The organism is Pedobacter jaeyakensis, from assembly GCF_054461315.1.
Window position 1 is genome coordinate 1,331,772 of the sequence record NZ_CM136921.1, and the last position, 15,355, is coordinate 1,347,126.

General features: G+C 40.3%; 13 protein-coding genes, 2 tRNA genes and 1 riboswitch. Of the genes, 6 read left to right on the forward strand and 9 right to left on the reverse strand.

All coding sequences use genetic code 11. The features are described 5' to 3' along the window. Entirely contained in the window at nucleotides 1-1,308 is a 1,308-nt protein-coding gene (gene thrC / locus ACXZ1K_RS06035; RefSeq protein WP_458972483.1) for a threonine synthase, read from the forward strand. 24 nt (nucleotides 1,309-1,332) lie between these two features. On the opposite strand, the gene ACXZ1K_RS06040 is transcribed toward thrC, so the two are convergent. The 3 genes from ACXZ1K_RS06040 to metH are packed head-to-tail and all read right to left on the reverse strand — an operon-like array spanning nucleotide 1,333 to nucleotide 6,497. Next, nucleotides 1,333-1,773 carry an META domain-containing protein gene (locus ACXZ1K_RS06040; protein WP_458972484.1) on the reverse strand — a complete coding sequence of 147 codons (441 nt, stop codon included), beginning with the start codon at nucleotides 1,771-1,773 and terminating at the stop codon, nucleotides 1,333-1,335. A 50-nt stretch (nucleotides 1,774-1,823) separates the two neighbouring features. After that, a complete protein-coding gene (locus tag ACXZ1K_RS06045) occupies nucleotides 1,824-2,780 on the reverse strand; it encodes a methylenetetrahydrofolate reductase (protein ID WP_458972485.1) in 957 nt (318 codons plus the stop codon). A gap of 39 nt (nucleotides 2,781-2,819) precedes the next feature. Beyond that, complete coding sequence (metH, locus tag ACXZ1K_RS06050; RefSeq protein ID WP_458972486.1) at nucleotides 2,820-6,497, reverse strand: methionine synthase; 3,678 nt, start codon at nucleotides 6,495-6,497, stop codon at nucleotides 2,820-2,822. A 137-nt stretch (nucleotides 6,498-6,634) separates the two neighbouring features. Then, nucleotides 6,635-6,744: riboswitch (SAM riboswitch) on the reverse strand. Nucleotides 6,745-6,993: 249 nt separating this feature from the next. On the opposite strand from metH, the gene ACXZ1K_RS06055 reads away from it, so the two are divergent. Further along, a complete protein-coding gene (locus ACXZ1K_RS06055) occupies nucleotides 6,994-7,608 on the forward strand; it encodes a GIN domain-containing protein (RefSeq protein ID WP_458972487.1) in 615 nt (204 codons plus the stop codon). 56 nt (nucleotides 7,609-7,664) lie between these two features. Here ACXZ1K_RS06055 and ACXZ1K_RS06060 read toward each other — a convergent pair whose 3' ends face one another. Beyond that, entirely contained in the window at nucleotides 7,665-8,060 is a 396-nt protein-coding gene (locus ACXZ1K_RS06060) for a ribosomal maturation YjgA family protein (protein ID WP_458972488.1), read from the reverse strand. A gap of 65 nt (nucleotides 8,061-8,125) precedes the next feature. Here ACXZ1K_RS06060 and ACXZ1K_RS06065 point away from each other — a divergent pair, with 65 nt between their 5' ends. Continuing rightward, nucleotides 8,126-8,782, forward strand: a complete 657-nt coding sequence (locus ACXZ1K_RS06065) for an NAD(P)H-binding protein (RefSeq protein WP_458972489.1) — start codon at nucleotides 8,126-8,128, stop codon at nucleotides 8,780-8,782. A gap of 59 nt (nucleotides 8,783-8,841) precedes the next feature. Here ACXZ1K_RS06065 and ACXZ1K_RS06070 read toward each other — a convergent pair whose 3' ends face one another. From ACXZ1K_RS06070 to murQ, 3 genes are read right to left on the reverse strand one after another with little or no spacing between them, the layout of a single operon-like run. Beyond that, nucleotides 8,842-9,591 (reverse strand): Bax inhibitor-1/YccA family protein, encoded by a 750-nt coding sequence (locus ACXZ1K_RS06070; protein ID WP_458972490.1) that lies wholly within the window; start codon nucleotides 9,589-9,591, stop codon nucleotides 8,842-8,844. 49 nt (nucleotides 9,592-9,640) lie between these two features. Beyond that, nucleotides 9,641-10,213, reverse strand: coding sequence for a hypothetical protein (locus tag ACXZ1K_RS06075; RefSeq protein ID WP_458972491.1), 573 nt, complete (start codon nucleotides 10,211-10,213; stop codon nucleotides 9,641-9,643). Between the two features lie 2 nt (nucleotides 10,214-10,215). After that, nucleotides 10,216-11,028 (reverse strand): N-acetylmuramic acid 6-phosphate etherase, encoded by an 813-nt coding sequence (murQ, locus tag ACXZ1K_RS06080; RefSeq protein WP_458972492.1) that lies wholly within the window; start codon nucleotides 11,026-11,028, stop codon nucleotides 10,216-10,218. A 206-nt stretch (nucleotides 11,029-11,234) separates the two neighbouring features. On the opposite strand from murQ, the gene ACXZ1K_RS06085 reads away from it, so the two are divergent. Further along, complete coding sequence (locus ACXZ1K_RS06085) at nucleotides 11,235-12,812, forward strand: S41 family peptidase (protein WP_458972493.1); 1,578 nt, start codon at nucleotides 11,235-11,237, stop codon at nucleotides 12,810-12,812. Between the two features lies 1 nt (nucleotide 12,813). Here ACXZ1K_RS06085 and der read toward each other — a convergent pair whose 3' ends face one another. Both der and era read right to left on the reverse strand, forming a co-directional pair. Then, on the reverse strand, nucleotides 12,814-14,115 hold the full coding sequence (gene der / locus ACXZ1K_RS06090) for a ribosome biogenesis GTPase Der (protein WP_458972494.1): 1,302 nt from the start codon (nucleotides 14,113-14,115) through the stop codon (nucleotides 12,814-12,816). A 47-nt stretch (nucleotides 14,116-14,162) separates the two neighbouring features. Beyond that, on the reverse strand, nucleotides 14,163-15,041 hold the full coding sequence (gene era, locus ACXZ1K_RS06095; RefSeq protein ID WP_458972495.1) for a GTPase Era: 879 nt from the start codon (nucleotides 15,039-15,041) through the stop codon (nucleotides 14,163-14,165). 110 nt (nucleotides 15,042-15,151) lie between these two features. Between era and ACXZ1K_RS06100 the strand changes: the two genes are divergently transcribed. Both ACXZ1K_RS06100 and ACXZ1K_RS06105 read left to right on the forward strand, forming a co-directional pair. Beyond that, a tRNA-Met gene (locus tag ACXZ1K_RS06100) sits at nucleotides 15,152-15,224 on the forward strand. A 46-nt stretch (nucleotides 15,225-15,270) separates the two neighbouring features. After that, nucleotides 15,271-15,342 (forward strand) — tRNA-Glu (locus ACXZ1K_RS06105). The last annotated feature ends 13 nt before the right edge of the window (nucleotides 15,343-15,355 follow it).

The window sequence follows — 15,355 nt, forward strand, 5'->3', positions numbered from 1 at the left end:
ATGAAACTATATAGTACTAATAACCATAAACTCGAGACAGATTTTCAAACTGCCGTATTTAACAGCATGCCGCTAGATAAGGGTCTTTATATGCCATCTTCTATCCCTGAACTGGATGCTGACTTTATCGAAAACATAGATAAATTTACCTTAACTGAGATTGCATTTAAAATAGCCTCGACATTGCTTGATGGTGCAATACCTACTGAAGACCTTAAAAGTATCATCTCAGAGGCGATCAATTTTGATGCTCCTGTCGTGCAACTTGAAGACGAAGTATATGTCCTCGAACTTTTTCAGGGACCTTCTCTTGCTTTTAAAGACTTTGGAGCTCGTTTTATGAGTCGTATAATGGCCTATTTCTTACAAGAAAATGAAAGAATGCTGGATGTGCTCGTTGCTACCTCTGGTGATACTGGCGGGGCTGTCGCATTAGGCTTTCTTGGCGTAAAAAATACAAGAGTAACCATCCTTTACCCAAAGGGTAAAGTAAGTGATATACAAGAACTTCAATTGTGCACCAATGGTCAGAATATCCATGCAATAGAAGTGGATGGGACATTTGATGACTGTCAGGCTTTGGTCAAACAGGCTTTTGCTGATGGGGAGTTGAATGAGAAATTGCGACTAACCTCGGCAAATTCAATAAATATCGCCAGGCTTATTCCTCAAACATTCTATTATTTTAATGCTTATGCCCAGCTCGAGCGCATTGGCAAAGCCGAAGTTGTATTCTCTGTACCATCAGGTAACTTTGGTAATATTGCGGCAGGTTTATTAGCATTCAAAATGGGCCTTCCTGTAAAGCAATTTATTGCGGCAACCAATGTGAATGATACCGTTCCGAGATTTTTAGAAAATGGTGTATATGAAACCAAGCCGTCTGTTCAAACCTATGCCAATGCTATGGATGTTGGTGCCCCAAGCAACTGGGTCCGAATCATGGATCTGTTCAGTGGAGATGTTGATGCGATAAAAGATAAGGTAACCAGTTATAGTTTCACTGATGAGCAAACACTAGCTGGCATTAACCAAATTTACGATGATTATAAATATATCGCTTGTCCGCATACTGCAATCGCATATCTGGCGCTTGAACAATACCGCAGAAAAATAAAGGGCAGTATTTCCGGGGTATTTCTATCCACTGCCCATGCCTGCAAATTCCCTGATATTTTTCCAGAACATATCAAATCAAAAATTGAAATACCGGAGCAGGTGAGGGAATTAATGGATAGGCCTAAGTGCGTAACATCATTAGAAAATAGCTATCCGGCATTCAAAGCATATCTGTTAGAAATCAAATAAGACTTGCTGTAAAAAGCAGGGCTATTAGTCCTGCTTTTTATAGAAACGCATTACGATAATATCTCCCATCATAAAATAAAGAGTTGTATCACTGGAGATTGAATAAGTATTTACTTTTTTTAACATTTCAGTAAAAACGGCTTCTCCTTCACCAGGGCATGCCATTCTTGTCATCATCAAGGATTCATTAAAACTAATATTGCTGTCGTCCGCAACTAATGCGCCCGAAAAGGAATTACAACTGGTGTTGCCGCTAAATTTTTTTTCTCTTGTATTAAATTCTATAAATGGCTTGTTTCCTGGATATAGCCCATTAAACGCCATTCTCGGTCCCGAAACGTGATTTAATACCCATACACCCCCCAGCTTTGACAACCCCTCACTTCCAATTGTACCGGTTTTAATAGTGGTACAAGCTGCAATTGAGCTAATAATTAATACAACAAGTATCAACAGTCTTTTCATAGTTTTATAACAATGGAAGATGTAAGATACAAAGAGTATTCCAAAAAATACTAAAATACGCCTTGTACGATCTTCTTTGTAGGCTCCGGATTACCCATGGTATAAAAATGTAGCACCGGTGCACCCATGGCTTTCAGTTCTTTACATTGATTGATCATCCATTCAATCCCAACAGCTTTTACATCTTTTTCATTGCTGCAAGCCTGCACCGCTTCGCTCAGTTCCAACGGGATATCAAGATGGAATACTTTTGGAAGGCTCACCAATTGTTTGCTGCTGGTAATGGGCTTAAGTCCGGGGATTATTGGTACGTTAATACCGTTTGCACGGCACTTATCAACAAACTCCTTGTATTTGGAATTGTCGAAAAACATCTGCGTTACAATAAATTCCGCACCCATGTCTACTTTAAGTTTCAGGTATTTGAAATCCGTATCTAAATTTGGTGATTCAAAATGTTTTTCAGGGTAACCTGCAACACCTACACAAAAATCCGTGCGTTCAGAAGTGCCCATGTCATCGTGTAGGTATTTACCTTTATTTAAATCTGCAACTTGTTTTAAAAGCTCAGAGGCAAATGCGTGCCCATTTGGAGTCGGTATAAATGCGGCGTCGCTTTTCCTCGCATCACCACGAAGTACCAACACGTTATCTATACCCAAAAATTGCATGTCAATCAGTGCATTTTCTGTTTCGTCTTTTGTAAAGCCACCGCAAATCAAGTGGGGTACTGCATCAACTTTATATTTATTCATAATGGCCGCACAAGTTGCTACTGTACTGGGGCGCTTACGGTAGGCCACTTTCTCTAGCAAGCCGTTGGCGTGTTGTTTATAAATATAATCCTCTCTTAGATAGGTAACGTCTATAAAAGGGGGGTTAAATTCCATTAGCGGATCAATCGCATCAAATATGCCTTTGATACTTTGGCCTTTTATGGGTGGTAGCAACTCAAAGGAGAACAAGGTATTGCCCTTGGCATTTTTGATATGGTCAATTATTTTCATTTGTCTGGTTCTGTTCGCGTAATAAAATCGAGCTAATTTTTAATAGGCTAAGTTCGGGCTTAGCCATCTTTCCACTTCGTCAATAGTCATGTTTTTTCTGGTCGCGTATTCCTCAACCTGATCTTTGGTAATTTTACCCAGACCAAAATAGCGTGATTGAGGATGTGCGAAATAAAAACCGCTTACCGCTGCCGTAGGGTGCATGGCATAGCTTTCTGTTAAGTGCAGGCCAATTTTGTTTTCTGCATCAAGCAATTCAAATAAGGTGCCCTTTTCAGTATGTTCAGGACAAGCAGGGTAACCTGGTGCGGGACGGATACCTTCATATTCTTCCTTAATCAGGTCTTCATTGCTCAAATCTTCATTTTTTGCATAGCCCCAATATTCTTTACGCACCAGCTCGTGCATCCTTTCTGCAAAAGCTTCCGCCAATCTATCGGCTAACGCCTTGGCCATTATGCTATTATAGTCGTCATAATTGGCTTCAAATTCTGCAACCAATTCATCACAGCCAATCCCTGTGGTTAAAGCAAATCCCCCGAAATAATCTTGTACGCCGGTTTCTTTTTGTGCAATGAAATCAGAGAGTGCGTAGTAAGGCTGACCATCCACCTTTTCTGCCTGTTGGCGAAGGGTATGAATCATCACTGTTGTATCTTCTTGTGTATCCTGATTTGTAACCTGTAGTTCTATATCATCTCCAACAGCTTGCGCCGGCCAAAACCCAATTACTGCTTTAGCGGTCAGCAACTTCTCATCTACAATTCTTTGTAGCAATGCCTTTGCGTCCGTGAATAATTTTTTAGCCTCATCACCAACTACTTTGTCTTCTAAAATGCGTGGATAGCTGCCACGTAACTCCCAGGTCTGAAAAAACGGTGTCCAATCGATATACGGCACCAGCTCTTCCAAGGGATAGTTTTCAAAAACACGTGTCCCGGTAAATGTAGGGGCAGGAGCAACGAGAGCAGTATCTATTTTGAAATTACTAGTCCGAGCCTCTTCAATTGTTTTAAATCGTTTATCCGATCGCTTATTTAAATGAGCTTCACGGGCTTTATCATATTCTTCACGGATACTTAATATATAGGCATCCCGGGTATCCTTATTCATCAAAGTGCTGCAAACGGTCACACTTCGGGAAGCATCCAGCACATGGATGGCCGGTCCTGAATAATTTGGTGCAACCTTAACCGCTGCGTGGATGCGGGAGGTAGTAGCCCCACCAATGATTAGTGGAATGGTAAAACCTTCACGCTCCATTTCTTTTGCAAAATGAACCATCTCATCAAGTGATGGTGTAATCAGACCACTTAGGCCGATAATGTCTGCGTTAATTTCCTTGGCCTTTTTTATAATGTCCTGCGCTGGAACCATTACACCCATGTCTACGATTTCGAAATTGTTGCAGGCTAGGACTACACCGACAATATTTTTTCCAATATCATGCACATCACCTTTAACGGTGGCCATTAACACCCGTCCTGCAGATGAATTTTGATCCTGATCCGGATTGTCCAGTTTTTCCTGCTCAATAAAAGGTAGTAAATAGGCTACGGCTTTCTTCATAACCCTGGCAGATTTAACAACTTGGGGAAGAAACATTTTTCCAGCACCAAAAAGGTCACCCACAATGTTCATCCCATCCATCAGAGGACCTTCAATTACTTGTATTGGTCTTGCATATTTTTGCCTCGCTTCTTCAACATCTGCATCCAGGTATTCAATTATGCCCTTAACCAAAGCATGTGACAAACGTGATTCAACAGGTTCCTTTCTCCATTCTTCGTCGCGCACAATTTCCTTGCCTTTGGATTTTATAGTATCTGCAAATTCCACGAGCCGTTCAGTAGCATCATCTCTGCGGTTTAATAAGACATCCTCGACGAGTACCAGCAGTTCCGGCGGTATTTCCTGGTATACCTCAAGCATTCCTGCATTTACAATGCCCATATCCAAACCAGCCTTAATGGCATGGTATAAAAACGCAGAATGCATCGCCTCCCTCACAGTGTTATTTCCTCTAAAGGAGAATGAGATGTTCGATACACCACCGCTAACCTTGGCGTGCGGTAGGTTTTCCTTGATCCATCTCGTAGCGTTTATAAAATCGACAGCGTAATTGTTATGTTCTTCTAGCCCGGTGGCAACAGTAAGTATGTTTGGATCAAAAATAATGTCTTGCGGAGGAAAGCCGATTTCATTAACCAAAATATCATAAGATCTTTTGCAAATTTCTTTTCTTCTTTCAAAATTATCGGCCTGTCCCAGCTCGTCAAAAGCCATCACTACTACGGCTGCTCCGTAAGTCATGATCTTAAGGGCACTTTCCCTGAATTTGTCTTCACCCTCCTTAAGAGAAATGGAGTTTACAATTCCTTTGCCCTGTAAACACTTTAAACCTGCTTCAATCACCGTCCACTTTGATGAGTCAACCATGATCGGTAGCTTAGAAATATCCGGTTCAGAAGCAATCAGGTTCAAAAATTTGGTCATCGCGGCTTCAGAGTCAATCATCCCTTCGTCCATGTTGACGTCTATCACCTGTGCTCCGCCTTCTACTTGTTGTCTTGCCACAGTGAGTGCAGCTTCAAAGTCTCCGCTTAAGATAAGTTTAGAGAATTTAGGAGACCCTGTGATATTTGTTCGCTCACCAATATTAACAAAAATACTTTCGGGCGTGATCGCAACAGGCTCCAATCCGCTCAAGCGGAGATATTCTGGTATTTCAGGTATTTTTCTTGGTTCAATACCCTTGGCTTTTTCAGCAATGCAGCCAATATGATCGGGTGTGGTGCCGCAGCATCCACCTACAATGTTAACAAACCCATGCTGTATGAAATCTTCCACCAGGTGGGCAGTTTCATGAGGCATTTCATCATAGGCACCAAATTCATTTGGCAAACCAGCATTTGGGTAGGCCGATACGTAACAACCTGCCTTCGCCGATAGTTCTTCAATATGTGGCCTCATGTCTTTTGCGCCAAGCGCACAATTAAAGCCGATACTTAGCGGCTTCGCATGAATTACAGAGTTCAAAAAGGCCTCCACAGTTTGGCCAGATAGTGTCCTTCCAGAAGCATCTGTTATTGTTCCTGAGATCATGATCTCTATTTTCCTACCAATTATTTTTTCATATTGCTTAATTGCATAAATGGCTGCCTTTGCATTTAAAGTATCGAATATTGTTTCAATTAGCAGTACATCAGCACCTCCGTCAACCAATCCCCTGATCTGAACATCATAGGCATCAACCAACTGGTCGAATGTAAGCGCTCTGTAGCCTGGATCATTCACATCTGGTGATATGGAAAGGGTTCGGTTTGTTGGCCCAACCGCACCCGCAACGAAGCATTTCCTGTCGGGATTGTTGGCCATGAACTCATTGATGGCTTCTTTAGCAATTTTAGCTCCTTCAAAGCTCATTTCGTAATCAAGCTCTTCCATCTGGTAATCGGCCAGCGAAATGCGTTGGGTACTAAAAGTGTTGGTCTCAATAATATCAGTTCCAGCCTTGAGGTATTCTGTATGAATAGCTTTGATAATATCCGGCCGCGTGATGTTGAGCAGATCATTGTTGCCCTTTACATCGCAAGGATGATCTTTAAAACGTTCTCCCCTAAAATCCTCTTCGGTTAAAACATAGCGCTGGATCATAGTACCCATTGCACCGTCGATGATCAGAATACGTTTTTCTAATTCTTCTCTAATGTTCATTTAAATAGTATCCATATGAGTTGATAATAAGCTGTTTTTGATAGTGGCGGAGCCAAAACAAGTGCCGAACGAATTATAAACAAAGCTTAACGAGAATGATAAAGTCTGCTAACCGATTGGCATCTCTGCCGTCAACTAACTTATCTTTCAGAGGCCAAATAACAGGCTTCAGTAGAATGTAGCACCTTGTAAGCACAGGTTGCTAAGACTTCGCAGGGTCTAATCCCTCCGTCTTTCTCTATAAGCAGTACAAAAGTGCAACAAAGAAAAATCATTTCCAAAAAAACAACTATTAATACGAATAAAGTTCGCTATATGGGCCTGTAGCAAGACTGAATGGAAATTAAATTTTGATGGAGGCGTTCGTCGAATAATATTCGGGTTTGGTCGGTACTTACCCAATACTGGTATAGTATTCCAAAATGCCGTGCAACGTTTTTGTCATCCCTACGTCTTAATTACAAAACGACAAAAAAGACCTCAAAAATCAAACGACATGAAAACTCTAACACAAACATTATTCGCAGCAGCATTAACAGTAGTAGTTTTAACTTCTTCCGCTTTCTCAACTTTCGCAACTCAGCAGCCCACTACCATCTCATCACGAATTCCTTCAGTTATAAATTTCAACAAGATTTGGGTTAGCGGAAACGTGAAGATCATTTTAACACAAGGTGATAAAGAAATTGTACAAGGGACGGAAAGCTTTAATCCTGAGAAAACTTCAGTATTGAGCAAGGGCCAAACACTATACATCAATTCAATGGAATCATCGCAAGTGACCATCAACATCACTGTTAAAGATCTTCAACGCATTGAAGCATACGGACAATCAGTGGTGGTAACCAGCAACAACTTCGATGTAAAATATCTTCAATTGTTTTTAAGCCAAAGTGCAACTGCCAGGATTAAAGCAACCGTTGGTAGTATTTACAGCGTTGTAAATGATAGCGCAGTATTAAAAATCAGCGGAACTGCAGACCAAAGTACAATTGTCGCAAGTAATATGAATAATGTAAAATTCAACAATTTTGCCACTTTAAAATCCTCACAGTATGCATCTGAGGAAATAATGATCGCAGACAGATCATCAATGGCCATTGCCAAGTAAGCAGATACGTTTCAATATATATAAAAATAGCGGCTATTAAATAACAGTCGCTATTTTTATGTTAGCTTGCTTCTAAAACTGGAGAAGCCAATTATTACTACGCAAGTCAAGACCCCTATTGTATACGCTAGTATATCGCTCCATAAAAATCCCCGGCCCAAAACTAAAGCACCTAAAGTTGTTGCTCTTACATGGTCTATCCACGAAGCGTGGTAGAGTTGACTAAATTCCACTACATAGCAGATTAATAAACTTGATATTGCAACAGTGCTTATACGGGCCCGGATGATTAAGCATCTAATCATTAAAAATATCATTACTGCCCACAGCAAATCACCAAACCCGGGAGGTATTGCTGGTATACGCCTTGACATGAGACCTCCAAAAATTACGATGAAAATGAGTAATAGATAAACCAGTCTTGTTTTTGTATTTTTATTAGTATTCGCCATTGCCTGTCACAAATGTAGTGTCTTAATTGTTAATTGTTTACTTTGTATGAATAGGACTTAACAATATGAAAAAAATAGCATTGGTGATTGGTGCAACCGGACTGGTAGGTAAAGAACTTGTAAAGTTACTTCTCGCAGATAACCGTTTGGAAAAGGTTATGGTGTTTACGCGCCGTTCTATGCGCATTTCTGCAAAAAAATTGGAAGAGCATTTGGTTGATTTCGACAAGTCTTCAAGTTGGTCTCACCTGTTAAAAGGGGATGTAATGTTCTCGTGTATGGGCACTACAAAATCCCAGGCGGGCAGTGAAGCTGCGCAATATAAAATTGATTATACTTATCAGTATAACTTTGCCGCTGCGGGAGCTACAAACGGTGTTGATACCTATGTCTTAGTTTCTTCAGCCGGTGCAGATCCAGATTCAAGAATATTCTATTCCAGGATGAAGGGTGAGTTAGAACGAGATGTAAAGACACTAAATTTTTCCAGCATATATTTGATCCAGCCAAGTTTGCTTGTGGGTGATAGAGATAAAAGTCGTTTTGGAGAGAAAGCAGGTTTCTGGGTTTTGAAAGCATTGAATAAATTGGGCTTGTTTAAAAAATACCAGCCTATATCTGGAACAACTGTGGCTCAGGCAATGGTCAGTGCAGCAATCCAATCTAAACCCGGTATTCATATTATTGCGCTAACAGATGTGTTTTCCTTGGCAAGAGGGTAAGTGTGCAAATAAAAGAGGCTCGTTGATATCAACGAGCCTCTTTCTAAAAATTACTTTTATTATCTCCTTCCTCCGAATATCCTCAAAAGGAATAGGAAGATGTTTATGAAGCTTACATACAGCGACATCGCGCCAATAATAGCTAATTTTTTAGTATCGGCATCTTGCATATGAGCGCCGTTTTCTTCCAGTCCGGCACCAATTCTTTTTAACATTTGAACATGATATGCGACTAATGCCGTAAAAATTGCAATGCCTACATACGACATAATTAAATCAAATGATTCACTTTGAATAAAAATATTCGCAATACTTGCAATAATTAATCCAACCACCCCAACCATTAAAATTGGCCCAAATTTACTCAAGTCGACTTCAGTTGTATAGCCCAGAAATGCCATAATTCCGAAAATTCCGGCAGCACCTGCAAAACAACTTATAATGGATGCCGAGGTATAAACAAGTAAAACTGAACTCAAGCTAATTCCCAGAACGGACGCAAAAAGCAAAAATAAACCCACAATTGCACCGTATGAAAGCTTACTTAGACCCATGTTCATTATTAGTGATATAGCCAATGGTGATAGCATTAATGCCCACCCCAAGATATTGGGCTTTCCAGTCTCTCTGCTAAAAAAGTTAAAAAGTATTTCTTTATTTGCTGATACATAAAATGCAACGACTGTCGATACTGTTAAAGCAACAAACATCCACAAGAAAACATTGGCAAAGAATTTCTTGGCTACTGTTTTTTCCTGCTGCACAAACACCGATTCCTGTGCCCATTCGTAATTATTTTTATTATCCATTTGATTTAAAATTTAGTTAAATATAATGATACTTTTCTTGATACAAATCTTATGCCCCTAGTCTTTTTGTCAGGATTTCTTCAACTTTTTTAAATATCTGAAGAGGTTTAAGTGTACGCCATGCCAAATCGTCAAGTTGTCCGCCAAAATTAATATAGTAATCAATATTGCTGTTTCTGAATTCCTGTATCACATGATCCTGGAAATTGACTCCTGATATCCATCCGTCTTCCACATCCTGAAACCATTCCTCATAATAGCTATCCTCTTCTGATGAATGAAAGTTGAGTACGTTTTCTCCAATAAGGATAAACTTATTGATGCCTTCGTCAATCATCAGCTCAATAATCTCCCTTTTTAATAGCATGATGTCATTATTGATGGCGTCATTCCATTCCCCAATAAATTCAATTATGCTATACCCTCTGTCATAATCAGTGTAAAGGACTTTTATGTATAAGGTGTTGGATCCAAAATCATCCCATTGTGGATGGATAAGGAAATTGTAAAGCTGTTTGTCAAAATAAAACTCTGAATACTGGGTCTCAAAAAATGGCGAGCGCTCATCCTCCGCAGCGATATAATCATCCCTCCACTGGTAATATGGTTCTATTTCGTGCATAACTATTTGTTGTTTTGAGTGGCTTCCACAGCCTTGCGCACACTTCCGTAACGGATCAGTAATTCTTCAGCTTTATCACGTTCCATGTTCAATTCTTCCATGACCATCTGCGTACCCCGGTCCACCAACTTATGATTAGTTAACTGCATATCTACCATTTTGTTTCCCTTAATCCTGCCAAGTTTGATCATAACTGTTGTGCTCAGCATGTTCAATACCAATTTTTGAGCAGTGCCAGATTTCATCCTCGTTGATCCTGTTAAAAATTCCGGCCCAACCACAACTTCAACGGGGAAATCGCTTTCTGCAACAATTGGTCCGCCTTCGTTACAAACTATGCATCCCGTTAAGATGCCATGCTTACGAGCGGTATTCAAGCCGCCTACAACGTAAGGTGTAGTGCCTGAAGCCGCTAGTCCAACCAGGCAGTCGCCGCTTAGAATGTCGTATTCCTGCAAGTCATTCCAGGCTTGCTCAGCATTGTCCTCTGCATTTTCTACAGCTCGTCTAATCGCGGTGTCACCACCTGCTATAATTCCAACTACCTGATCAAATGGTACCCCAAATGTAGGCGGACATTCAGATGCATCTACTACGCCAAGCCGACCGCTTGTGCCGGCACCTATGTAAAAAAGCCGCCCCCCTTTAAGCATTCTTTCCGTAATAGCCACAGCTAGCTGTTCAATTTGCGGCATCGCTTTTTCGACAGCTAAAGGCACGGTTTTATCTTCGTTATTTATATTTTGAAGGATCTCAGCAACCGACATCTTATCGATGTTATGATATTTTGATTCCTTTTCAGTCACTCTGATCATGTTCTTTTTATTTCTATTTTTCTACTAGCCGATTACAACCCGCTGCCAGGATAATTTTATAAAATTCGGCTTTTTCTTTTTAAACGAGAAATAATAGCGCCATCATTTAAAACCACAAAAAATATTAGGATAAACAAATAAAATTGATATGGGTTAATTACATAAATGATCTGTATTTTATTAACTTTGTATGCGTCATCGCGCCAATGAAGAAGACAACCCGTTACAACGCCATTATTGCCTTAACCTATTCCATTACCTTAATAGGAGGGATGTTTATGGGCTATAAATTTCTGAAAGATCAGGGTTATCAATTTACACGTACCACCCATCTCGCTGATAACAACGCCGAAAAAGTAGATGAAATCATACACATCATCAACAAAAATTATGTAGACGATATAAATGCAGATTCTCTCAATCATCTACCTATCGATAGCCTGCTTCATAAATTAGATCCGCATAGTGCTTATCTGCCACCATCAGAAGCCAATGACTTTGCAGACAACCTGGGTGGTAATTTTGCCGGTGTTGGCGTAGAATATTACATCTTAAAAGACACATTACTCGTTACTAATGTGATTAAAGATGGGCCAGCTTATGCAGCCGGAATTAAACAGGGAGATAAGATTTTAAAAATAGACTCCCTTGTCGTAAGTGGTATGTCTCTGCCCAGAACACAAGTGATGGGTAAAATTAAGGGGCCACGCGGAACTCCGGTAACATTAACCATTTTGCATCCGGGAGTTGCGCAGCAAGTGGCATTAACGATGAAGCGTGACAGGGTAAAAGTGAGCACGATTGATGCGTCCTATTTGCTTAGCCCCGAAATCGGCTACATACGGATTAGTAAGTTTGGGGCAGATACGGATAAGGATTTCGTAGAATCTATAAAAGATTTAAAGGCCAGGGGCATGAAAAAGCTCGTACTCGATTTAAGGGACAACGGTGGTGGTTATCTTACGGCAGCTACCGGTCTGGCCAACCAGATACTTCAGGAGAATAAGTTAATTGTTTATACAGAAGGAAAACACGAACCACGTACAGATTATGTAGCTACCGGCGGTGGTGAATTTGAAGACGGTAAATTAGCGGTATTGATCAATGAGAACTCAGCGTCAGCAAGCGAAATACTTGCCGGTGCCGTACAAGACCTAAACAGGGGTATTATTATTGGTCGCCGTTCATTTGGAAAAGGATTAGTCCAAGAACAATTTCCATTTGGAGATGGGTCCGCCCTTAACCTTACTATTGCAAGATATTATACCCCATTAGGCAGGAGCATTCAGAAATCTTATAAAAATGGCTATAATGCTTACCAAAATGAAATTGAAGACCGATTCAACGATGGGGAGCTCACGGATAGTAAGCAAATGTCAAAAGACACGTTGAAAAAGAAGGTTGTTGCAGAAGGGGGCATCCAACCGGATATTTACGTAAGGCTGGATACAGCGGGGTACAACAAGTTGTATGCAAATCTTGCAGCTAAGAAAGTGCTTGTTGATTTTGTTTATGATGTTTTGGCAAATAGGTATACGCCATCCTTTATAGAACAAAACCTCAACTCATTTACCATAAACGATACTGATTACAAAGACCTCATTAAGTACATACAGAGCAAGAATATCGTAATTGATCCAAGGCAGCTGGCTGCCGCAAAGCCGGTGATTTTAAATGATGTTAAAGTATTGCTGTGTAAATACCATCTTGGTGGCGCTGGTTATTATAGGGCGCTTAACCTTGGTGATGCGGTTGTAAAGCAGGCCATTACCAGCCTGCAGTAAATTACTTCTGTCTAAAATAGATCTGAATAGGTACGCCGCTAAAATCAAAGTTCTCCCTGAGTTTATTCTCCACAAATCGTTTATAAGGCTCTTTAATATATTGTGGAAGATTACAAAAGAATGCAAACATAGGGGAGGTGGCATTGATTTGCGTAATATATTTGATTTTGATGTATTTTCCTTTCAGCGCAGGCGGTGGATATTTCTCAATTATCGGCAGCATCACGTCATTTAATTTAGAAGTAGGCACCTTTTTAGCCCTGTTCTTGTGAACTTCCAACGCGGTTTCAATCGCCTGAAAAATCCTTTGCTTATTCACTACAGAAGTAAATACAATTGGTACATCAGTAAACGGCTGCAACTTTGTGCGGATCTGATCCTCAAATAACTTGGTGGTTTTGCTGTCCTTTTCTACCAAATCCCATTTGTTTACCAATACAACAATTCCTTTTTTGTTTTTCTCCGCAAGATGGAAAATGTTCACGTCCTGAGACTCCAAACCTTCCATCGCATCAATCATCAGGATTACTACATCCGCTTCTTCCAGCGCCTTAATGGTGCGCATTACGGAATAAAATTCGATGTTCTCTTTAACCTTGGTCTTTTTTCTCAGTCCTGCAGTATCAATGAACATAAATTCATGCCCAAACTGATTGTAGTGAATATGAATAGAATCTCTGGTTGTACCGGCAATTGGGGTAACAATGTTTCTTTCCTTACCGATTAGCGCATTGATCAAAGATGATTTACCCACATTCGGGCGACCAACAATGGTAATCTTAGGTAAGGCATTCTCGTCTTCAGGGATATCTTCGAAATGTTCAATCACTTCATCCAGTAAATCCCCTGTACCAGAACCTGTCATTGACGATATCGGGTAAATCTCACCCAAGCCGAATCCGTAGAAAACAGCGGCTTCGTTTTGAAGCTGTGTATTGTCAACCTTGTTTACAACAGTGAAAACTGGTTTGTTGCTCTTTCTTAACAATTGAGCAATCTCGTCATCAAGATCAGTAATTCCAGTAGTAACATCTACCATAAACAATAAAACAGTAGCTTCTTCTATGGCAATAATTACTTGCTCACGTATTGCGGCTTCAAACACATCTTCAGAATTGGCAACGTAACCGCCAGTATCAATAACTGTAAATTGTTTGTCCGTCCATTCGGCAGAACCGTAATGGCGGTCGCGCGTAACACCGCTAAAATCATCAACAATGGCTTTGCGACTTTCAGTTAAGCGATTAAAAAGGGTAGATTTGCCTACGTTTGGTCTTCCGACAATTGCGATAATGTTACTCATGTGTATTTGTGAATTGTATTAATTATTAAGGGGTTGCAAAGGTAAGCTTAATTTTCGTACCCGAAACCTTTTAAGTAGTTCTTTTTACTGCGCCAGTCGGGAATAACTTTAACAAAAGTTTCCAGGAACACTTTTTGATCAAGAAACTTCTCGATGTCCTTACGCGCCTCAGTTCCAACCTTTTTTAGCATTGAACCACCCTTGCCTATCAGAATATTTTTTTGAGAATCTCTCTCTACTACAATCTCAGCACTGATTCTGGTGATTTTTTCCTCTTCTTTAAAGGCAGTAATTACCACTTCAGTGCTGTAAGGAATCTCTTTTTGGTAGTTGTTAAATATTTTCTCGCGGATAATCTCAGATACAAAAAAACGCTGGGTTCGGTCGGTTAAGTCTTCCTTATCATAAAACGGGTCGTGTTCAGGAATATAATCCAGGATCATTTCCATGATACCTTCCAGATTATACTTATGCAGGGCGGAAATGGCGAAGATATATTTAGGGTTTAGTTTCTCCTGCCAGAAAGCAGTTTTCTCATCAACTTGTTCTTGTGTTGCATTATCAATTTTGTTAATCAGCACAATCATTGGGATGGTTGTATTGATAATTTTCTCAAGTACATCATTTTCATCATGTTGCTCATTAATGTCAGTAACGAACAACAGTAAATCAGCATCAGTTAAAGCACCTTTTACAGAACTCATCATGGAATCTTGTAGGCCATACCTTGGTTTTATGATGCCGGGGGTATCCGAAAAAACGATTTGATAATCTTCTTCATTAACAATTCCGAGAATGCGGTGGCGGGTAGTTTGAGCTTTCGGAGTAATGATAGAAAGCTTTTCGCCCACCAGGGCATTCATTAAGGTTGATTTGCCAACATTTGGCTTACCGATGATACTTACAAAACCTGCTTTGTGCGACATGAAAATATTTTTTAAAATAAATTTGCACCGCAAAGAAACGAATTATATCTTTGCATTCCAATTCGGAAGAAGAGTTAAGGATTTAACAGAAACTTTTAAATTGTATATAGTGCGGGGTGGAGCAGTTGGTAGCTCGTCGGGCTCATAACCCGAAGGTCATCAGTTCGAGTCTGGTCCCCGCTACCTAAAAAGGTTCGTAGTTTTGTAAGAAACTAAGGCAATCTTAAATGGCCCGTTCGTCTAGGGGTGAGGACGCCAGATTTTCATTCTGGAAACAGGGGTTCGATTCCCCTACGGGCTACGATCCCGCTTTA